This window comes from Leeuwenhoekiella nanhaiensis, assembly GCF_002744755.1.
GTDB lineage: Bacteria > Bacteroidota > Bacteroidia > Flavobacteriales > Flavobacteriaceae > Leeuwenhoekiella > Leeuwenhoekiella nanhaiensis.
Genome location: NZ_KZ319288.1, coordinates 523,950 through 545,090, shown reverse-complemented (window position 1 = coordinate 545,090; position 21,141 = coordinate 523,950). Strand labels below are relative to the sequence as shown.

Annotated in this window: 22 protein-coding genes; 9 read left to right on the top strand and 13 right to left on the bottom strand. The window is 41.0% G+C overall.

The window, feature by feature from the left end:
- Positions 1-89 precede the first annotated feature (89 nt).
- A complete protein-coding gene (uvrB, locus tag CJ305_RS06150) occupies positions 90-2,090 on the top strand; it encodes an excinuclease ABC subunit UvrB (RefSeq protein ID WP_099645363.1) in 2,001 nt (666 codons plus the stop codon).
- A 67-nt stretch (positions 2,091-2,157) separates the two neighbouring features.
- Here the strand turns inward: uvrB and CJ305_RS06145 are convergent, their stop codons facing one another.
- Positions 2,158-2,880: a LytR/AlgR family response regulator transcription factor gene (locus tag CJ305_RS06145; protein ID WP_099645362.1), complete on the bottom strand. Its 723-nt coding sequence runs from the start codon at positions 2,878-2,880 to the stop codon at positions 2,158-2,160.
- On the bottom strand, positions 2,873-3,928 hold the full coding sequence (locus CJ305_RS06140; protein WP_099645361.1) for a sensor histidine kinase: 1,056 nt from the start codon (positions 3,926-3,928) through the stop codon (positions 2,873-2,875). The genes CJ305_RS06145 and CJ305_RS06140 overlap by 8 nt, the downstream gene beginning before the upstream one ends.
- Positions 3,929-4,113: 185 nt before the next feature.
- Here CJ305_RS06140 and CJ305_RS06130 point away from each other — a divergent pair, with 185 nt between their 5' ends.
- Positions 4,114-4,461: a MotA/TolQ/ExbB proton channel family protein gene (locus CJ305_RS06130; RefSeq protein ID WP_099645359.1), complete on the top strand. Its 348-nt coding sequence runs from the start codon at positions 4,114-4,116 to the stop codon at positions 4,459-4,461.
- A gap of 116 nt (positions 4,462-4,577) precedes the next feature.
- Here the strand turns inward: CJ305_RS06130 and CJ305_RS06125 are convergent, their stop codons facing one another.
- From CJ305_RS06125 to CJ305_RS06085, 9 genes are all read right to left on the bottom strand, one after another.
- Positions 4,578-5,636 (bottom strand): nucleoid-associated protein, encoded by a 1,059-nt coding sequence (locus CJ305_RS06125; protein ID WP_099645358.1) that lies wholly within the window; start codon positions 5,634-5,636, stop codon positions 4,578-4,580.
- 89 nt (positions 5,637-5,725) lie between these two features.
- Complete coding sequence (locus CJ305_RS06120) at positions 5,726-6,247, bottom strand: IS1096 element passenger TnpR family protein (RefSeq protein WP_099645357.1); 522 nt, start codon at positions 6,245-6,247, stop codon at positions 5,726-5,728.
- 32 nt (positions 6,248-6,279) lie between these two features.
- Complete coding sequence (locus tag CJ305_RS06115; RefSeq protein ID WP_099645356.1) at positions 6,280-7,311, bottom strand: COX15/CtaA family protein; 1,032 nt, start codon at positions 7,309-7,311, stop codon at positions 6,280-6,282.
- 164 nt (positions 7,312-7,475) lie between these two features.
- Entirely contained in the window at positions 7,476-8,897 is a 1,422-nt protein-coding gene (locus CJ305_RS06110) for a CCA tRNA nucleotidyltransferase (protein WP_099645355.1), read from the bottom strand.
- Positions 8,898-8,903: 6 nt separating this feature from the next.
- On the bottom strand, positions 8,904-9,491 hold the full coding sequence (locus tag CJ305_RS06105; RefSeq protein ID WP_099645354.1) for an L-threonylcarbamoyladenylate synthase: 588 nt from the start codon (positions 9,489-9,491) through the stop codon (positions 8,904-8,906).
- Between the two features lie 3 nt (positions 9,492-9,494).
- Positions 9,495-10,394, bottom strand: coding sequence for a polysaccharide pyruvyl transferase family protein (locus tag CJ305_RS06100; protein ID WP_099645353.1), 900 nt, complete (start codon positions 10,392-10,394; stop codon positions 9,495-9,497).
- Positions 10,395-10,417: 23 nt separating this feature from the next.
- Positions 10,418-11,266: an FkbM family methyltransferase gene (locus CJ305_RS06095; protein WP_099645352.1), complete on the bottom strand. Its 849-nt coding sequence runs from the start codon at positions 11,264-11,266 to the stop codon at positions 10,418-10,420.
- Between the two features lie 18 nt (positions 11,267-11,284).
- Positions 11,285-12,337: a glycosyltransferase family 4 protein gene (locus tag CJ305_RS06090; protein WP_099645476.1), complete on the bottom strand. Its 1,053-nt coding sequence runs from the start codon at positions 12,335-12,337 to the stop codon at positions 11,285-11,287.
- A gap of 44 nt (positions 12,338-12,381) precedes the next feature.
- Positions 12,382-13,416, bottom strand: coding sequence for a glycosyltransferase family 2 protein (locus tag CJ305_RS06085; protein WP_099645351.1), 1,035 nt, complete (start codon positions 13,414-13,416; stop codon positions 12,382-12,384).
- A 33-nt stretch (positions 13,417-13,449) separates the two neighbouring features.
- On the opposite strand from CJ305_RS06085, the gene CJ305_RS06080 reads away from it, so the two are divergent.
- Positions 13,450-14,274 (top strand): glycosyltransferase family 2 protein, encoded by an 825-nt coding sequence (locus CJ305_RS06080; protein ID WP_099645350.1) that lies wholly within the window; start codon positions 13,450-13,452, stop codon positions 14,272-14,274.
- On the opposite strand, the gene CJ305_RS06075 is transcribed toward CJ305_RS06080, so the two are convergent.
- The gene (locus CJ305_RS06075) at positions 14,271-15,353 is read right to left on the bottom strand and encodes a glycosyltransferase family 9 protein (protein WP_099645349.1); all 1,083 of its coding nucleotides are present in this window, start codon (positions 15,351-15,353) and stop codon (positions 14,271-14,273) included. The genes CJ305_RS06080 and CJ305_RS06075 overlap by 4 nt on opposite strands.
- Before the next feature lie 44 nt (positions 15,354-15,397).
- On the opposite strand from CJ305_RS06075, the gene CJ305_RS06070 reads away from it, so the two are divergent.
- Entirely contained in the window at positions 15,398-16,159 is a 762-nt protein-coding gene (locus tag CJ305_RS06070; RefSeq protein ID WP_099645348.1) for a lipopolysaccharide kinase InaA family protein, read from the top strand.
- A 12-nt stretch (positions 16,160-16,171) separates the two neighbouring features.
- Here the strand turns inward: CJ305_RS06070 and CJ305_RS06065 are convergent, their stop codons facing one another.
- Positions 16,172-16,987, bottom strand: coding sequence for a 2,3,4,5-tetrahydropyridine-2,6-dicarboxylate N-succinyltransferase (locus CJ305_RS06065; protein ID WP_099645347.1), 816 nt, complete (start codon positions 16,985-16,987; stop codon positions 16,172-16,174).
- A 284-nt stretch (positions 16,988-17,271) separates the two neighbouring features.
- Between CJ305_RS06065 and ruvX the strand changes: the two genes are divergently transcribed.
- From ruvX to CJ305_RS06040, 5 genes are all read left to right on the top strand, one after another.
- Positions 17,272-17,679: a Holliday junction resolvase RuvX gene (ruvX, locus tag CJ305_RS06060; protein WP_099645346.1), complete on the top strand. Its 408-nt coding sequence runs from the start codon at positions 17,272-17,274 to the stop codon at positions 17,677-17,679.
- Between the two features lie 43 nt (positions 17,680-17,722).
- Positions 17,723-18,310, top strand: a complete 588-nt coding sequence (gene def / locus CJ305_RS06055) for a peptide deformylase (protein WP_099645345.1) — start codon at positions 17,723-17,725, stop codon at positions 18,308-18,310.
- A gap of 120 nt (positions 18,311-18,430) precedes the next feature.
- On the top strand, positions 18,431-18,976 hold the full coding sequence (locus CJ305_RS06050) for a DUF5606 family protein (protein ID WP_099645344.1): 546 nt from the start codon (positions 18,431-18,433) through the stop codon (positions 18,974-18,976).
- Between the two features lie 163 nt (positions 18,977-19,139).
- Positions 19,140-19,913 (top strand): nucleoside triphosphate pyrophosphohydrolase, encoded by a 774-nt coding sequence (gene mazG / locus CJ305_RS06045; RefSeq protein WP_099645343.1) that lies wholly within the window; start codon positions 19,140-19,142, stop codon positions 19,911-19,913.
- Positions 19,914-20,087: 174 nt separating this feature from the next.
- Positions 20,088-21,041 carry a sterol desaturase family protein gene (locus CJ305_RS06040; RefSeq protein WP_099645342.1) on the top strand — a complete coding sequence of 318 codons (954 nt, stop codon included), beginning with the start codon at positions 20,088-20,090 and terminating at the stop codon, positions 21,039-21,041.
- Positions 21,042-21,141: the final 100 nt, after the last annotated feature.

Here is a 21,141-nt window from a genome sequence, read left to right as displayed (position 1 = left end):
TTTTAAACAGCTTGTAAAACCCTATGTTTTTTCAGGTTTTATGTAAGGTTTTCGCCCTGTGGCTTACTAATTTTTAAAAATTCAGCATCTTGAAATTCAACATACAATCCGAATTTAAACCTACCGGCGATCAGCCTTCTGCAATCAAACAACTGGTGCAGGGCATTGATTCCGGCGAACGCTATCAAACGCTTTTGGGAGTTACCGGTAGTGGTAAGACTTTTACCGTTGCTAACGTTTTGCAGGAAGTGCAAAAACCCACTTTGGTACTGGCACACAACAAAACACTTGCTGCCCAGTTATACAGCGAATTCAAGGCTTTTTTTCCGAACAATGCGGTGGAGTATTTCGTTTCCTATTACGATTATTATCAGCCGGAAGCCTATATCCCCACTTCAGGAACGTATATCGAAAAAGATCTTTCGATCAATGAAGAGATCGAAAAACTGCGTTTGAGCACCACGTCCTCCCTTTTGAGCGGCCGTCGTGATATTATTGTAGTTGCTTCGGTTTCCTGCTTATACGGTATCGGAAACCCAGTGGAATTTCAGAAAAACGTGATTTCCATTGAAAAAGATATGGTGATTTCGCGTACGATGTTGCTCAAGCGACTCGTACAAAGTCTCTACAGCCGTACCACCGGCGAATTCAATCGGGGTAATTTCCGCATAAAAGGAGATACGGTTGATATTTTTCCGGGATACGATGATCACGCGTTTCGCGTACATTTCTTTGGTGATGAGATCGAAGATATCGAAGCTTTTGATGTCACAACCAACGAGATTTTGGAGAAATACGACCGCCTTAATATTTACCCGGCCAATATGTTTGTGACGAGTCCGGATCGTTTGCAGAACGCGATTGATCAGATCGGTTTTGATATGGTAAAGCAGGTGGAGTATTTCAAGGAAATTGGTAAGCATTTGGAGGCCAAAAGACTTGAAGAGCGCACCAACTTTGATCTGGAAATGATACGCGAACTGGGTTATTGCAGCGGGATTGAGAATTACTCGCGCTATCTGGACGGAAGGGAACCCGGCACCAGGCCGTTCTGTCTGCTTGATTATTTCCCCGATGACTATTTGATGGTTGTGGATGAAAGTCACGTAACCGTGTCTCAGGTGAGTGCGATGTATGGTGGTGACCGAAGCCGTAAGGAAAACTTGGTGGAATACGGATTCAGACTTCCTGCGGCGATGGATAACCGGCCGTTAAAGTTTGAAGAATTTGAAGCTTTACAAAATCAGGTGATTTATGTGAGTGCGACTCCGGCGGATTATGAGTTGCAAAAGTCTGAAGGAACCTACGTGGAGCAGATCATACGTCCTACCGGATTGTTGGATCCAATCGTTGAGGTACGTCCCAGTCTCAATCAGATAGATGATTTGATTGAAGAAATTCAGAAGCGGGTGGATAAAGACGAGCGTACGCTGGTTACAACCTTAACCAAGCGTATGGCGGAAGAATTGACAAAATACCTGACCCGGGTGGACATCAGAACCCGTTATATTCACTCCGATGTGGATACTCTGGAGCGTGTGGAAATTATGTCTGACCTGCGAAAAGGGATTTTTGACGTGTTGGTAGGCGTAAACCTCCTGCGGGAAGGTCTGGATTTACCTGAAGTTTCCCTTGTGGCTATTTTAGATGCCGATAAGGAAGGATTTTTAAGAAGCAACCGTTCGCTGACGCAGACCATTGGTCGCGCTGCGCGAAATATCAACGGTCTCGCCATTATGTATGCCGATACGATTACGAAGAGTATGCAGGAAACCATTGATGCTTCCGAATACCGACGTCAAAAGCAAATCGCATATAACGAAGCGCATGGTTTGAAACCTATGGCGATCAAGAAATCACTGGAAAGTGCTTTGGCCAAGAAGGAAAAGTTCAAATTTGAAGCGGAAGAACTTACCAATATGGCTGCCGAACCGGACACGGCCTATATCAGCAAACCTAAACTCGAGAAACTCATTAGAGATACTCGTAAACAAATGGAAACCGCTGCAAAAGAGCTGGACTTTATGGAAGCCGCTAAACTGCGAGACCGCATCAAGACCTATCAGGAGCAGGTTAAAGAAATGGCTTAATTTAAGACCAAAGCTTTCAAGTCGTTTTCTAAACCTCACAGGTCTCAAAGAGCTGTGAGGCTTTTATTTATTCGTATTTGGCTAAAAATTGAACCACCGTGTCGCGGTAACTACGGCTGATGGGCAAAGTTTCACCTTCGATCTCGATGTGTTCTGCCGTATAGGCTTTGATAGCTGAAGCCGCGACAATAAAAGAGCGGTGAATGCGTAAAAACTGATCGGGAGGTAATTTAGATTCAAAATTGGAAATGGTCTCCCGGGTGACATGCGTCTCTGTTTGCGTATGGATTTTGATGTAATCGCTCAGACTTTCCACATAGATAATTTCGTCAAAATCAATCTTAATCATCTTGCGGTCGGAACGGACAAATACAAAAGGATTTGCAGTTTTATCGAGCACTAAAGGCTTTTCCAGGGTTTGTTTTTCAGATTGCCTGCCGGTGCATTTGTAGACAGCCTGAACCAAACGTTCAAACGAAATGGGTTTGAGCAGGTAATCTACGGCCTGCAATTCAAAACCTTCAACCGCATATTCCCGATGGGCGGTGGTGAAAATAACCTGGATTTCTTTTTGAACAAGTTTAGCAAATGAGAGACCGGTGACTTCGGGCATATTGATGTCAAGAAAAACAAGATCTGCGGGATTATTCTTTAAAAACGAAAGCGCGTCGATGGCATTTATAAATTCGCCCTGAATCGCTACTTCGGGAATGCGCTGCAAGTGCGTTTTCAGAATTTCACGTGCAGCGGGTTCGTCGTCAACAATTAATGCCAGGAGTTTTTTAGTCATGCAAGCTGATTTTTAAATTTACCACATAGCTGTTTTTAGGTGTTTCCACCCGCAAATCATAGTGATTGGGATACAACAATTCGAGTCGCTTCCGGATGTTTGTAAGGCCGATCCTGGCTGTTTCAGTCTCGGTTTCCTCATTTCTCGTGCTGTTTTCAATGTGGAAGAACAACTGTGTCTTAGTAACTTCAAATTTCATATGAATCTGAAGTTTTCCGTCTACGATAGCCCCGTGTTTAAACGCATTTTCCACAAACGGGAGAAACAGCATGGGCGGTACTCGAATGCTTTCGTCAAAATCATTTTTAGCAATAGTAACCTCAAGCGTATCCTGAAAACGTATTTGTTCCAAACTTATGTATTCTTCTATGTGATCGAGTTCCTGTTTAAGAAAAACTTCTTTCTCGGTCACCTGATACAGGATGTAATCGAGCAAATTTGACAGTTTCAGAATGATATCAGGGGTTTGCAAGGATTGTTTGAGCGCGAAACCGTAAATGGTATTGAGTGCATTAAACAAAAAATGGGGATGGATTTGCTTTTTCAGGTAATGCAGTTCCTGATCCTTAAGATGCAACTGCGCATCGAGAATTTTATTCTCCAGATTTTTATTTCGGGAAAGGGTGTTGAAATTGTGATTGAGAATATAAACAAAGCTTACTAAACCTACGACCAGATAGATCAGGATCAGGATAAACACCAGATTGCGGCTCATCACCGGAGTATTTTCGACCTGTAGATTGGAGATAAAGATAAAGCTGCCTATCATCGTCACCGTAGTGAGAAAAGCGGTGAAAATGACAACATAGGTACTGTACAAACCAAAAAGCCAGTATTTACGATTCATCAAATACCTTGGGATCAGGTAGTAAACCGTAGTGTAGGTGGTGAGCATTGTTATAGGCAATAGAATGCTTGAAAACCAGGTGACGTAGAGCGTGTTGGTGGTATTATAGCTAAAGAAATACACATAAAAAAACCAGACGCCCACCCATAATAAAAAGTGCGAGGCAAAGAGTTTAGTCTGGTTAAACTTCAGCAAATCCATAGCTGCAAGATGCTAAAAAAGCCCGAAACCCATAGCCTTTTGAGACGAATGACTGTTTTTACGGGGTTTTTGACCGGGTCATCTATAGCGTTGAATCCCGATAAAAACCCGTTAGCCGTCGCAAATAAAATTCGGCTACCTTTATTCCAGTTAGTTTTGAAGGGTAATCTTTTAAAAACCAAAGTATGTTACTAGACCGAATTCAGGAAGGTGGTCCTTTTTTTATGTGGCCAATCGTTATTGTATTTATAGTGATTGTCGCGCTGTTTGTGCGTCAGTTGCTCAGCAAAGCTGATAAAGCCCAAACCATCGTTTTAATCAGCAACATCAGCCTGTTTATCCTAAGCTGGGGGATTTTGGGCAGTGTGATAGGCCTGATCGAAGCCTTCGATGCGGTTGAAAGTATGGGCGATGTGTCTCAGGGTATGATGGCCGGCGGATTGAAAGTGGCTTTCCTGACTACGGTTTTTGGTCTGGTAACCTTTATTTTTGCCCGTTTGTTTATTCTGATTTTAAACCTCCTTAAGGGCTAGAAGCTTCAAAATACTTGAATAAAAAAATGTCAAACTGAGCCTGTCGAAGTTTTTTCGTGAATGGTCTTCGACAGGCTCAGACTGACAAATAACTCAGAATGAGTGAGTATTAATTTTTAAGATTTTTGCTCTTTATTGAAATACACCAGGTAATAATACATCTGGCGTTCTTCATCCCAGCCTTTTTCGACAAATTTCTCGGCGCTCTCGGGATTGATAAAATCGAGTTTTATCTGAATATTGGTATCGAGTTGGATTACGCTTTTGATTTTCTTTCGTGCAGCGGAAACAGCTGTGTTTGAAATAGGGAAGGAGGTGAGATCCTCAATTTTATATTTAGGAGCTTTCTCCAGCTTGTAATTGTTGAATTCCGGAATCAGCGCCGGATTTTCCATCACCTCATTCATAAAGTTTTGCTCTACAAACTCATCGTTTTTGGCAAAATGATTTACCGCACGGTTCATAAACATCACTTCTTCTTTCTTGTCTTCCGCCGGTAGCACCACGTCTTTGGCAAAGTCCTGACAAAATTTTAAATACTTTTTGGTATGAAAGTTTTCATCGGCTAAAATATCTACGCCTAAGAAGCTATCAAGCCAATATTTGGCATCGTAACGGTTAGAATCTATGGAAAGAATTTTATAACCTTCTTCAGCATTTTTATTAAAGATCAGACAGCCTTTATCCAGTTTATTCAGGCTTACTCCCTGCTCCAAATGCATATTGAGGTTGCTTTCACCTTCCTTAAATTGCAGAAAATCCTGTTTCAATTCCGATTTAAAAACGCCAACAGCATCCACTTTTTCATTGTCTAGCATTACATTTTCAATATGCGCGACATAGACTTCACCCGGTTTGATGTGCGGATGTTCAGACTGCTCGTAAAGTAGTTTTGCGATAGCTACAGAAACCTCGTGAGAGCGCGATGGGTTCTCAAAAATGGATTTTACAAGGCTAGACAACTCGTGAAACTCCAGATCGCTCTCGTGAACGAATTGATAGTAATTTTCTTCTTTATCACGGAACGGCTTAAAGAAAAATTCTTTGATAAGCGGGGTAATCTCATCGTTAAGCTGGTAGCGCTCTTTAGATAGAAAAGCGCCTTCAGAACGGCTTTTGTTACCTACGCGATGTATAGAAAGAGACTCAATCTGAGCCGAATATAAGTTGATCATTGTTTAGATGTAAGATTTGAGATTTTAGATGTGAGACGGGAGATATAAGATTAAGTCTAAATTCTTAATATCTAGTGTCTAAAATCTATTTAATTCCAATTTTCGTCAAAGTCAAGCCCTTCGTAATCTTCGATGTCGTAGTCATCTTCATCGTCTGCAAACGGATCATCATTAAAATCATCCTCATCACCTGAAAAATCAGCTTCAGGAGCCTGCGCAGGGATTTGACCGTGGGCAAACATCAGGTTGGGATAGGACTGCCCGTCATTGGCTTCTGTAATTTCTGCGAGTTCTACAAAAAACGTCCACAGATTGAAGAAGTCATATACGTAAATCATTCGGGTTTGATCTTCAGAAAGAACATCCTGTAACAGGGTTTCGCTCATCGCCCGCAGTGGGTTTTCAGACTCGCTCATATCAAAAAGCGCGATTTCTTCTCCCTGGCGCCACTCATCATCACTGATGTAAAAGGATGCCATCTCGGTGCCGTCAAAGCCAAAACTTTGGGTTATGGCATTGTGAAAATCCTCACAGGTGGCAGTTTGTTCAATTTCAATATCTCTGAAAATATCTTCCTGAGTGTCTAAGATGACTCGAAAACGGTAAATCATGGTCTCAATTTTTAGGCCGACAAAGATACAATTTACTGTAAAGATGTGCTTGAGAGCGCCTCTTTTTCTTTAAATGCGGTAAGCAGTATATAAAACTGAAAACCAAATAAAACGGATGCAATTACCAGATGCAACGGTTGTGTTAAAAATGGAAATTCAAAATAGTTCATCAATACACCGGTGAAAATTTCCGCCAGAATTAAAATCACCACCCATTTAAGATTTTTATGCCCTAAAATAAAACGCTTGTTGCGAATGAATAACCAGGCATTAAGCAGTAAAACCAAAATGGAAAAAGATCTGTGTATGTAAAAGGTAACAACCGGGTTTTGGAGCCAAAGTTCTTTGGCCTCGTAGCCTACAACGTCGATGGTTTCATCAATATGCTGGCGAACCTGAGTACCCAAAACAATCTGAATCAGTGTTAAAATCACTGCGATAATCATCCCGTTTTTAAACGCCTTATCAAATTTGAAACTTTTGTTATAAGGACTCGCTTCGATAAGCATGTAAATCAACAGCGCAACGATGAGCAGTGCGATTACCATATGAATAGTGATGCGAACTGGGGAGAGTACCGAATAAACTACAGTGGCGCCAATCCATCCCTGAAAACCGATGAGGCCAACCGCTAACAGCGATAGAAAAATACGTTTGAACTTGCGCTCTTTAAATATCGCGATGCCTAAAGTCACTAGAAATGAAAGTCCGGCAAGTGCTCCCAGGAGGCGGTTTATATATTCAATCCACGTATGCCAGGGATTGAAAATAGCATAGCTGTGTTTGTCGTAACCATTCCAGTTTTGAGGATTAAATTCGCTATCGGTGGTGAAATCACTTTTTGCGACGCGCAGGGTTTCATCAACAATAATAACCTGACCTTTTTGATAAGATTTTTCAGGAGTCCAGATTAATTCGGCTTCATTAGTAGGAGGAATGATGTAGCCGAAACACTTTGGCCAGTCGGGGCAACCCATTCCGCTGCCGGTCATACGCACCACAGCGCCTGCAATAATTACCAGGTAAATGAGAACAAGCGAGATGAAAATCGATTTTTTGTACAACTTTTATTGCTATTAATATTGTTATTATTATTTCAATTGTAATTGTATTTACCTTTTTAAGATGCTTTGGGCGCTTTCTTTCCCTTATTTAAGTGCCACATTTCGCGATAAATAAGAAACTGTATTTATCATAAATAAAAAATAATAATTATAATAACAATAGCTTAAGCTATTAATCCCAACTCAGCGCCCTTCTCAAGCATAAAGGCGTATGCGGCATCGTATTCATTGGGAATTTCTCCTTCTAAAATCGCTTCCTTAATCGCTTCCTTGATAATACCAATCTCGCGGGAAGGCTTCAGATTAAAGGTTTCCATAATTTCCTCACCACTTACCGGTGGCTGAAAATTACGTACATGGTCACGCTCTTCAACTTCCTCAATCTTTTGACGGACGGTCTTGAAATTGTTATGATACCTGCGGTAGCGCTTTGGGTTTTTGGTCGTGATATCGGCTTCGCAAAGCGTCATTAAATCTTCCAGATAATCCCCTGCATCAAAGATAAGCCGTCGCACCGCGCTATCGGTCACAAAATCTTCAGCAATTACGATGGGTCGCGAGCTCATTAAGACCATCTTCTGAACGAATTTCATCTTTTCGTTCAGGGGCATTTTCAGTCTCTTAAACAGTTTGAAGACCATTTTTGAGCCTACAAATTCGTGTCCGTGAAACGTCCATCCCACTTTTTTATCAAAACGTTTGGTAGGTGCTTTCCCGATGTCGTGCAGCAAGGCAGCCCATCGCAGCCAGAGATCCTCTGTGTTTTCAGAAATATTGTCTACGACTTCAAGCGTGTGGTAAAAGTTGTCCTTATGCTTTTGACCTTCCTTCTCTTCGATCCCTTTTAAAGCCGTAAGTTCGGGTAGGATATACTGAAGCAAACCGGTTTTTTCTAGCAACAAAAAGCCTGTTGAAGGCTTATCGCTGAGCATAATTTTATGCAATTCGTCAACAATGCGCTCATTGGTGATGATTTTGATACGTTGGTTGTTTGCGCTGATGGCTTCCAGTGATTTGCGCTCAATAGTAAAGTTGAGCTGAGAAGCAAAGCGAATGGCGCGCATCATACGCAAAGGATCGTCGCTATAAGTAATATCAGGGTCTAAAGGTGTCCTGATGATTTCGCGCTCCAGGTCAATAATCCCATTAAACGGGTCAAGCAGATTGCCGAAGCTTTCTTTATTCAGGCTTAGTGCCAAAGCGTTAATGGTAAAATCCCTTCGGTTTTGATCATCTTCGAGGCTTCCGTTTTCTACGGTAGGATTACGGCTATCTTCAGAATAGGATTCTTTACGGGCACCAACAAATTCAATTTCGGTATCCCCATCACGCAACATTGCGGTTCCGTAGGTTTTAAATACCTGTACTTTGGGTTTATGCGGAAGCAGGGAAGCCACTTTTTGAGCCAGCTCAATTCCGCTTCCTACCGCGACAATATCTATGTCTTTGGCATCGCCGCGTTTCAAGAGAAAATCGCGAACGTAACCACCAATAACGTAGGATTCCAGATTGAGCTCTTCCGAAGCCTGAGCAATTACCTCAAAGATGTTTAACTCTAGAGCTTCCGGAAATTTTAAAAGGGCCATGTACTTCTATTTGCGTAAAATCTTCACCTGACCATCGCTGCTTAGGCGTATTACGGTCGAAGATTTGGTCGATTTGTGTTTGCGCTGCAAATTTACGACATAGTCCACTCCTTCCAAAACCGCGGGGCTTATTTCAGGATAGCGCATTGGGGTGGGTTCACCACTTAGGTTTGCAGAGGTAGAAACCAGCGGTTTGCCCAGTTTACGAATTAAGGCCTGGCAAAACTCATCCTGCACGATGCGAATTCCCAAAGTGTTGTCTTCAGCAACCAAATTCTCTGCAATGCGAATGGGATTGTCATAGACAATTGTGGTGGGCTGGTCTGCATATTTTAAAATGTTGTAGGCCACCTCCGGAATATCTTCTACATATTGCCTAAGCATTTTGAGATCGCTAACAAGACAGATTAAAGCCTTGCTTTCCGGACGTTTTTTTAGTTCGTAAACCTTATCTACAGCCTCGGCATTGGTGGCGTCACAACCTATTCCCCAGACGGTATCGGTAGGATAGAGCAGGAGTCCGCCGCGTTTAAGAACCGTGAGTGATTCATTGACTTCGTCAAGAATGCGCTGATCGTATTTTTTCTTTGCCATTACTTATAGATTGAGATAGTTACCTACTTTTTCATAAAAACCGGTATTCAAAGTTCTGCATTCTTCCAAAATTCCACTATAAGCCTCAGCATTTTTTAGGTCTGAAAGAGCGCTTTCAAAATTGGTGAAGACGGGTTTGTATTTGAAATCGTAAAATTTAGAACTGTTGGGAACCACAGCTACTTTTTTACCCAGCAACATGCTCCAATACATAGCGTGATAACTGTCTGTGATTAATGATTCTTTAGAGCCGATAAAATTGAGCAGTTCCTCAAGATTGGTCGTATTTGAAGTGCAGGGATAGTCTGCAAATTTGTTTACCAGATCATTCTTTTGAATTGTATCTCTGTGAAAAATAATCCCTATTTCATCAGTTACCTCATACGATTTATCGAAAAGTTCGTGCATACAGCTTACGCAGGGTACATACTCTCCCGGCATCGAATAATCCCGGGTTCCAACAAGGCCAAATTTAGACACGTCAGTTGAGTAGGCAGTAATCTTACCAAATTCAAAAGTGTTTTTTGAATTATGCCCAAGACCCCAAAGAACAGTTTTCTTTCCGCGATCAGCAAGATGTTCGAAAAGGTCTATCGCAAACTGAAAGGCATTTCTATTGAGCAAGCCACCACCACCTACGATAAGTTGTTTTTGAAGCAAATCATTTAGATAATGTTCGTTCCGGTTGTCATGGGTCACATAATAATCCCTAAGATCAACGCCCGTATTGTTTAATTTATCAAAATAATTGTGCGGCGCGCAAAACAAATCCCCCACATTATCAGTATCCAGGCAATGTAAATTAACTACCCCTTCATTATGGATAGGTTGATTGCTCAAAACACGTTTGGCTTTAGCTCTGGTTGTTTTTCGGTGCCAGGATTTTTTAATTTTTTCAAACATGGTTTTTGCTTGCTTTTAGCAAATTAGTTTTTCTTAAAAAGAAAATCGTCAGACTTATCGTTTTGGTCCAGATAATCTAAAAAGGAAATAAAATCAGTTCTATTTTCTGTTAGGCCAAATTCTTTTCCTGTTGCCTGTGAAACAGCTATCGTGAAATAGGGTACAACGAGATCAATAAGTTCGGTGTTTTTAATGTTGGAAACATTTTTTAAATGATGCGGCACATATTCCATATAAAGAAAACGTGCAGATTCTAAGGTGTTTTTCATACCCTGAAGGGCAAAGTACTCAGCACCCTCAATGTCCATTACGATGCCACTTGCAGCCGGCAGGTCAAACTCTTTGGTGTGACTGTCAAGGGCGATCATGTCTACCTCAATTTCTTCCGGGTTATCAAACTTGTATCTGAAATCATTGATTATGGGTTTGACTTTACTACCACCGGTATTCATTCGGTTTTGAATAAAACACATCTTTTTTTTGGAATCACCCACAGCCAGATTGAAAAGTTCTACGTTTTCCAGATCATTAAAAACCACATTCTTTTTCAGAAACCAAAAGGTCTCCGGGTTGGCCTCATATCCTATTACTTTTTTGCAATGCGTGGCGATGGGAATTAATAAGGTTCCCACGTGGGTGCCTACAAAATATATGATATCATCAGGTTGCACGATTTTTCTAAGCGAATCGATTTCCTTGGAATTCCAGGATCCCTTACGCCCCAGACTTTTGCCAATCATCATATCTTCGTGAGACATTGCGATAATGCCATTTTCGGTATTGTAAATAATCCCTTTTGTGTAGGGCGCAAACTTTTTGCGCCGGTGTTCAAACTTTTTGCGTTTGATAAAATATTTCAGTTTTTTGAGCATTAGGTTAGTTGTTTGATCTTAAAGTGCCTTGTAGACTTTAATATAGTTTTTTGCGGTTTCAAGCCAGTTAAAAGTTGAAGCGTGGGCTTTTACACGATGAACATAGTTAGTATCTGTTTTAGATTTTTGCAACCCATCACGTACAATTTGCGCCATATAATCGGGGTCATAATGATCCCAGTAAAACGCCTCCTGACCACCAATTTCGGGTAAAGAGGTGTTTTTGGATAGGAATACCGGTTTTCCGAAAGTCATAGCCTCAATAGGTGGGATGCCAAAACCTTCGCGTAACGACGGGAAAACCAAAGCTTCACAGTGAGCCAGATAATACCGCTTGGTATGTTCATCTATTTTACCCACGATATGAATGCGATTTTCGAGATTATATTCTTTTATAATTTCCAAAAGTTGGTCGTGATAGGGGCGATCTGTGTTCCCGGCTAATACAAGATCATAATCGGGCAGGTTTTTTAGCATAGGTACCAAAACACCAAAGTTCTTACGCTCTGTAAATTCACCAATACTAAAGAAATAGGGGCGTGATGGTTGATGTTTAGGTTTAAAATCTTCAGCAAGCTTCGTATCGAGTATAGTATTGCCGTTATAAATTACATACTCGGGAACTAAAGGCACGTCAAAATGCGCGTGAGTATCCTTTTTGGCAAATTCAGAAATGTAAACAATAGCTGAGCTTCTTTGCAGTTTCGTTTTAAAACGTTTCGTAACCTCGGGATCCTGCGCCTGTTCTTTCGCAAAATGGATGTCATGCACGGTTAGCACGTAAGGTAAATCCCGTGCAGGTTCAATCTTAATATTTTGATTAAGACTGTGCCAGACATCGTATTTTTTACGAATACGGAATAAGGGATACCGGGTGATTGAGCGGTATTTTCTATAATCGAATGTTGGCCCAAATTCACGTTTGAGGCTATCAATATCCTTTGCGTGCAGAGTGAAACGTATTTCAGGATCGTTTAATGAGGCAAATGCTTTTATTAAATGGTAGTTAAACTGGCCAAACCCAAAATAAGGATTCTTGATGTTATGTGACTCTAGAAATACGTGTTTCACACTCTTGATATTGGTTTTGGTATAAGAATAAACTTTGTTTTCAACTACTTGATGTGCCGTTGCATCAACCACACCTTAAGGAATTTTTCAACTTGTGCAAAGCCAAGCAAATAAGCCTTAATATATCCCTTTTTACCTTTAAAAATCAAACCTTTTATCAAAAACTGATACCAAAATTGGCCAAAAGGTTTCAGCATAAAATCAATGAAATCAGGTTTGTACCCCGACTCGTATAATCCTAAACCAGCATGGTGACTCTTTCTATGCAGGCTTTTGAGATACGCTTCATAGGTATCATTCAACTCAAAATCAGCGTTTTCTAAATAGGTTGTTTGTTTGTCCTCGGTAAAACCTTTTTGTATCAAAAATAGTTTGACATAACGCTGAAAAACGCCGTAGGCATTCACTGAGGCTACCGAAAAACCAGGAACTCCATCGCGTAAGCCTCCTTTTAAAATTAATGAACTAAAAAACCGAAAAGCAGGTTTAAAACTGAGTTTAAACAATGAAGCCTTTTCATTTTTAGCATAACGTTGCCTCGCCTGAAACCACGCGTAGCTGTCTTTTTTGGCAATATAGGCTTCAAGTCCTTTATAGGTGTAGTGTAAAACGGGATTTTTTAGCGTTTTTATTTTGCCTTCAACAACCAGTTTCTCGTGTACATTTCCTTCAAAACGGGCATTTTCACGACGGGCCACACGTAATACCGTGTCACTGTGGTGGTATAAAAACCGGTTCATATAAAAATGAGGGAAATTTAGTTTTAGGCCATCAAATTCCTCTTTTTCAAGAGTTTCCAGTAATTCCAGTTTGAGGGAATGTGTGATGCGTTCATCAGCATCCAGAAATAAGATCCATTTACCGGTAGCGAAGGTGAGTGCGTAGTTTTTTTGGGCGGAAAAATTATCAAAATCCCGAAAAACTACCTGTGCGCCAAATGCTTTAGCCACTGATGCAGTACCGTCTGTGCTGTTGCTGTCAACTACGATGATTTCATCTGCAAAATCAACCGATTTTAATGCATCTGCGAGGTAGGCTTCCTCGTTAAATGTGGGAATAATAACCGAAAGTGTTGACATCGCGCAAATCTACAAAAACTTATCTTTGCGCTTATGAATGCACGAGATACTTCTATCATCATCAGTACCTACAATTCAACCGAATGGTTAGAGAAGGTTTTATACGGTTATGACAATCAAACCTATCGCATGTTTGAGGTGGTTATCGCCGATGATGGCTCAGATGAACGAACCAAAAACCTGCTGACGAAAATCCAGAAAGAAGTATTTTACCCGATTGTTCACGTATGGCACGAAGACGATGGATTTCAGAAATCTAAAATTTTAAACAAGGCCATTGAAGCCTGTTCTACTGAATATATCATTATGAGTGACGGGGATTGTATCCCGCGTAAAGACTTTGTAGAACAACACGTGAAGTTTCGGGAAGAGGGCTATTTTCTTTCGGGTGGCTATTTTATGCTGCCACTTGATATTTCAAAAGCTATTACTAAAGACACCATTTTCAGTGAAAAGTGTTTTGATCTTAAATGGCTGAAACAGCACGGTCTTAAAAGTAGCTTTAAAAATAATAAACTAACTGCAAGTGGTCTGAAGGCGGCTTTTCTCAATTTTGCTACTCCTACAAATGCGAGCTGGAATGGACATAATGCATCCGGGTGGAAAAAAGACATTGTGGCGGTGAATGGTTTTGATGAACGTATGCAGTACGGCGGGCAGGATCGCGAACTCGGCGAGCGCCTGTTTAATCTGGGGATCAAAAGTAAACAGATACGCTATAATGCCGTGGTTATACACTTAGACCATCCGCGGGGGTACAAAAACGAAGCTTCCATTCAAAAAAATCAGGCGATCCGGAAACATACCCGGGAGCAGAAAGTCATACGCACACCTTTTGGAATCAAACAGGAAGCTTAGTGCGCTTTAAGTGGTAAGTTCCGCTTTTTGAGATAGGGTTTCAGCTTTTGTAGAATAAGTTCTGGCGTAAGTTGCTGATACAAATACTCCGGATTTTTTTCAATCTTTTTAGTGGTTTCCCGGTCAAAACTGTTGTAAAGTTCGGGTTGTTCTTCCTTGAGATGTACCGACTGGTGAAAGCTTCCGTCTTCAAAACTATTCCAAGCGTCCTTATCTATATAGGGCGAATAAATGGTAAATGTGGGTTTGCTCAAAGCCTTGGCTATATGAACGCTTCCACCTTCATTAGCAATCAGGATATCGCATTGATTCATCAACACCGCAAAGTCACGGATAGACCCGGCATACACGTCAAGATTAATAGCGTCTTTATGATCGCAAAGCTCATAAATGTCGAGCGCATCCGCTTTTTGATGTGGGGCGTAATTAAAGAGAACCGAAACCTCGTATGTTGAAGTAACGTAGTTTACCAGCTCTGCGATGTAGGCTTTTGGCATAGACTTCTTGGGTACACTGCCCAAAACTCCAAACATAATCACCGGCTTTTCTTCCAGTCCGTTGATGTTTCGATTTAATTCTTCCTCCGTTAAGAAAATACGTGGATGGTAATCTGGTTCGGGTAGCTCAAAGGCTGTCTCGATCATATTAATCCGATCTTCGATGGCCCTTCCACAAGGTAGTGTCGCTTTTTCTTTAAAATTAATCGCTTTGGTATAAAAAGGAAGCTTTAACTTTTTGTTCTTTCGCTTAAAACCCAAACGTTGAGGAGTGCCGCTAAACAGACACATCATTTTACTTTGAAACTTGGCATACGGATCAAAAATAAGGTCGTACTTATTCTTGCGTACCTGAATCAGGGTCCTAAGAAAATAACCCTGATTTTTTAAATCTTTCTCGCTTACCAGCCATAACTCATCAATATTGGGGTTGTTTTCTAAAACGCCGGAAGTATAATCATAAGCAAAAAAGGTAACCTTGCTTTTAGGAAATACCGTTTTGATGTTATTTGCAATCACCGAGGTAAGCAGGGCATCGCCTATTCTTTTATTCTGGATGATGAGTATGTTAGTCGCTTGCATTACCTTCGCAAAGTATTTCTTTTTTGAGAGTTATTAAAATTTACATGCGTATCAATTTTGTTCTTAATCCCGATTTTGAAAGTTATCGCGAGCAATTGCTCACAACGCTACAGGATTTTGATACACAAGGGGAATATGTAACCAAAGGAAAGCGCAATACGATTAAAAAAATCAACCTTAATGGAACTGTTTTTAATATCAAACAGTTTAAAAACCCCGGTTGGTTTAATGCTATTGTTTACAGGTATTTGAGAGCCGGAAAGGCCAAAAGATCTTACGAATACGCCAATTATTTAATCAAAAACGGACTGCAAACTCCAACCCCGGTGGCTTATTACGAAGAGCTCAATGCAGGTCTTGGTGAAAGCTTTTATATTTCGGTACATCTGGAATATGACTTTGACTTTCGGGATTTGATTCACAATCCAAAGTGGCCCGAACGGGAGCTAATCTTACGTCAAATGACTGCTTTTACTTACAAGTTGCACGAAAATCAGATCGTTTTTCAGGATCACTCGCCGGGCAATACATTGATAAAAAAGGAATCTCCCGGATCCTATCAATTTTACCTGATAGACTTAAACCGCATGGGTTTTAAGAAATTGAGCCTGAAAGAACGTCTGCACAACTTTAGACGTTTGTGGCTTTCTAAGACAATGATTCGCATAATGGCAAAAGAGTACGCATCATTATACGGGGCTTCTCCACAGCTAACCGAATCGCTTTTATCAGAGTCAAGCAGGTCATTTCAGCGGAAAAAGATCAAAAAAAAACGCTGCAAGCAGCGTTTTAAAAAGATGTTTTAGAAAGAAAGTAGCTTACACCGCCACATCATACTCACGTAACGCGTCGTTAAGCGAGGTTTTCTTATCGGTACTTTCTTTACGGGTACCAATGATCAGCGCACAGGGCACCTGATACTCACCGGCAGCAAATTTCTTAGTATAACTTCCCGGAATAACCACAGAGCGTGGTGGAACATAGCCTTTGGTTTCTTTAGGCTCGTCGCCGGTAACGTCAATGATTTTAGTTGAAGCGGTAAGCACCACATTAGCACCCAAAACGGCTTCTTTGCCTACGCGTACACCTTCAACGACGATGCAGCGTGAACCAATAAATGCATTGTCACCTATGATTACCGGAGCAGCCTGTAAAGGCTCTAAAACTCCGCCTATACCCACACCTCCCGAAAGGTGTACATTTTTACCTATTTGTGCACAGCTACCTACAGTTGCCCAGGTGTCAACCATAGTACCTTCATCTACATAAGCACCGATGTTTACATAACTGGGCATCATAATCACCCCTTTAGAGATATAGGCTCCGTGGCGGGCCACTGCGTGAGGTACCACACGTATTCCTTTATCCTGATACCCGCGTTTAAGCGGCATTTTATCGTGGTATTCAAAAATACCCACTTCCAGTTTTTCCATTTTTTGAATAGGGAAGTAGAGCACTACGGCTTTCTTAACCCATTCGTTTACCTTCCAGTCATCACCATCGGGTTCTGCAACGCGCAGGGTGCCTCCGTCTAAAAGTTCAATCACTTCGCGTATCGCATCCTGAGTGACTTGGTCCTGTAATAACGAGCGATCTTCCCACGCTGCTTCAATAAGATTTTTTACCTGTTGCATGTTGTAAGGTTGGTTTACTTTTTTATTGGCAAAGCCAAAGGTATAGTACCTCTGAGGCTTGCCTCGAAATTAAAAATTCAGTTTTAAAGAATTCCTCGAGGGCTTGCCTCAAGGTAGATTACTTTGCGGGGCTAAAGATAACCCAGCAGTTTTGAAAAACCCAAGATAGCCTTCAGAAGTTTAGATATATGAAATGAACACAGCGGTTCTATTTAATTTTGGGTCATAGCAGCCGAGTTTTTGGTTCATCTTAGTTGAATACCTTACTTTTGCCAAAAATTTACATGGCTCGCATTCTGGCATTAGATTATGGTACCAAACGCACCGGTATTGCGGTAACCGATGAGCTACAGCTTATCGCTTCGGGTTTGACGACTGTAAATACTTCAGAATTGCTTCCGTTTCTAAAAAAGTATCTGGAGACCGAAGATGTGGCTTTGATAATTTTAGGGGAACCAAAACGCCTCAATAATGTAGCTTCTGATGTGGAAGCAAACATTCAGAAATTTCGCGAAAGCTTAGAAAAAATAACCAGTATTCCTATCAAACGTGTGGATGAGCGGTTTACTTCTAAAATGGCGGCACAGTCGATGCTTGATGGCGGAATGAAAAAGAAACAACGTAAAAACAAAGCACTTCTTGATGAAATAAGTGCGACCATTATACTTCAATCTTATTTGTACAATCAATAAGCCTGAAGCGCCCATTTTGGGTTTTAAAAAGTAACCAGTAGATATGATTTTACCTATAGTGGCTTACGGAGATCCCGTACTTAGAAAAAAAGCAGAGCCCATAACACCAGATTATCCCGGTCTTGATGAGTTGATCGAAAATATGTTTGAGACTATGTATGGTGCCAGCGGTGTAGGTCTGGCAGCACCGCAAATAGGCCGCTCTATTCGATTGTTTGTGGTAGATGCCACCCCTTTTGCTGATGATGAAGATTTAAGCGAGGCCGAACAAGAACGATTAAAAAGCTTTAAGCAACCGTTTATCAATCCTGAAATTTTAGAAGAAACCGGTGATGAATGGGCATTTAATGAGGGTTGTCTCAGTATTCCGGGCGTGAATGAAGATGTGTTCAGATGCCCGAATATCAAGATCAAATACCAGGATGCCGATTTTAATGAGCACATTGAAGAATTTGATGGTTTGCTGGCCCGCGTGATTCAACACGAGTACGATCATATTGAAGGTGTACTGTTTACAGACAAACTGAGCAGCCTTAAAAAACGCATTATTAAAAACAAACTGGGTAACATCAGCAAGGGTAAGGTCAATGCAGATTACCGCATGCGTTTCCCGGACATCAAGCTGCGATAGTTAAAATCAGATAGGCGTGCTTTATTTATTTTGAAAATTAAAAAAGAGCCTAGATATTTGCCCCCTTATTCAAAATAGCATTAACATAGTAATCCCGTTTAAAGCGGTTAAATAAAACGTATGAGTTTAGATAAAATAGTTTCAATTTCTGGTAAACCCGGTTTATATCATTTACGTGCACAAACCCGCACGGGTTTCATTGCAGAGTCCCTTACAGACGGAAAGAAAATGCCGGTAGGTCTGCGCCACAACGTGAGTGTACTTTCAGAAATTTCTATTTATACTTTAGATGGAGAAACTCCCTTGCGTGAGGTTTTTGCTAAAATAGCTGAAAAAGAAAACGGAGGTAAAGCCATTGACCATAAAGGGTCTAAAGATGAGTTGGAGGCGTATTTCTTCGAAATTCTTCCAAACTTTGATGAAGACCGCGTGTATGCCAGTGATATTAAGAAAGTAATACAATGGTATAATTTGCTACAGGAAAACGATTTGCTTCCTGCTCAAAAAGAAGAAGAGCAAGCGGCCGAAGAACCCAAGGAAAAGCCTGCCGCTAAAGCAGCTCCTAAAACCGAAAAAGCGAAGCCTGCCGCAACTAAAGCTGCACCAAAATCCTCTTCCGCTAAAAAAGGAGGTACTGCAAAAAGCACTGCAGCCCGTAAAAAATAAGCGTTTGAAACGCACAAAAAACCACAATTTGAATATTCAGATTGTGGTTTTTTTTTTGAAATCAAATCAGGATCTAAATTGATTTGGTCAGTACGAACGTTAATGTGGCAAGATGCCTAACTTTATAGTTTAAATAGGTCTTAGACCTGAATTTTTCCAGAAAATGAATACGAGAGAAGATCAACTGCAAGCCATAGACCGCCTGCTCACCATAATGAATGAATTGCGCGAGCAATGTCCCTGGGATCGCAAGCAAACGATACAGACTTTAAGGCATCTTACTATTGAAGAGACCTATGAGTTGGGCGACGCCATTCTCGATAATGATCTTGGTGAAGTTAAAAAGGAGTTGGGTGATTTGCTGTTGCACATTGTGTTTTATGCAAAAATAGGCAGCGAGACCGGCGATTTTGATATCGCAGATGTTGCTAACGGAATCTGCGAAAAGCTCATATCAAGGCATCCACATATTTACGGCGATATAGATGTAGAAAATGAAGAAGACGTTAAGCGTAATTGGGAAAATCTAAAACTTAAAGAAGGAAAAAAATCGGTGCTTGAAGGCGTGCCAAAATCCCTGCCGGCTCTGGTTAAGGCCAGTCGCATTCAGGATAAAGTGGCGGGAGTAGGCTTTGACTGGGAAGAACCCCAACAGGTTTTTGAAAAGTTACAGGAAGAACTCGCAGAATTGCAAGAGGAAGTAAACGCTCAGGATCCGGAAAAAATTGAGGCCGAATTTGGCGATGTTTTATTCTCGATGATCAACTACGCTCGGTTTTTAAAAGTAGATCCTGAGAGCGCACTCGAGCGCACAAATAAAAAGTTTATAAAACGTTTTCAATATTTGGAGGCTAAGGCCAAAGAAAAAAATAAGGATTTACGCGATATGACCCTTAGAGAAATGGATGTATTCTGGGAAGAAGCCAAAAAGCTTTAAGTCTTATAAATCGTTAATAATCAGAAACTAAAAGAATTTAGTTGTTGCTAATTTTTCAATTATAGTTAGTCTTTGGTCCTGAGATTAGAATATTTCACAAATTTTTAAGATTTATTGGATAATTAGATGGGATTGTGCCCGGCATTCGGTATGTTTAGCGCCTAAGCCCACTTTATGGATTTTACAAACCCGTTGATTTACGGAGTTCCCTGCTTTTTAGGATTAATTTTAGTCGAGCTCACCTACAGTAAGCACAGCGATCACGACCATATTTACAACTGGAAAGATCTTGCTGCCAGTCTTACAATGGGAGTGGGGTCAACACTGATTGCTCCGCTCATAAAAACCATAACGGTTATTCTGCTTTTTAACTGGGTGTATGAATTGTTCAACCCAATGGTTGATGGGGTTCGGCAGAATATTATGGGCTGGGAGTCCTTTGGCTACGCCTGGTATGTGTGGATTCTCTGTCAGCTTGCAGATGATTTCTCGTATTACTGGTTTCACCGGCAGAATCATATGGTCCGTTTTTTTTGGGCCGCACATATCGTACACCACTCGTCAGACAATTTCAATTTAGGAACCGCCGTGCGTAACGGCTGGTTTACCATTTTCTACAAACCTTTATTTTATGTGTGGATTGTCGCTATTGGTTTTCCGCCCGAAATGTTAGTGGTCTGCCTGGGGATTGAAGCGCTTTGGCAGTTTCAGCTGCATTCGCAATTTGTACCAAAACTGGGTATCATCGATAAAGTTTTTAATACGCATACCATGCATCAGGTGCATCACGCCCGAAATTTGGAGTATATGGATAAAAATCACGGCGGATTCCTCAATATTTTTGACCGTATGTTTGGAACGTTTAAAGAGCTCGATGACGATATTGATATCGAATACGGAGTCACACACGCTCCAAACAGTTACAATCCGTTAATTATTCTTACCCACGAGTATAAAGACATCTGGCAAGACACCAAAAAGTCACCCAAATTCAGAGACAAATGGATGTATATTTTTGGACCTCCGGGATGGAGCCACGACGGGAGTACACTTACCATAAAACAACAGCGTCGTCAATTACGGGAAGAGCACAGGCTTGAACAGCTCGAATTGGAATTGGCGGAGTGAACTAAGTTTAACCGGACTAAAAAAATATGCTTCAGGAAACCATTAGTATACTTTTTGTTCTAGGATTTATACTCCTGATACTTTCTTTCGGCTTTCGGTT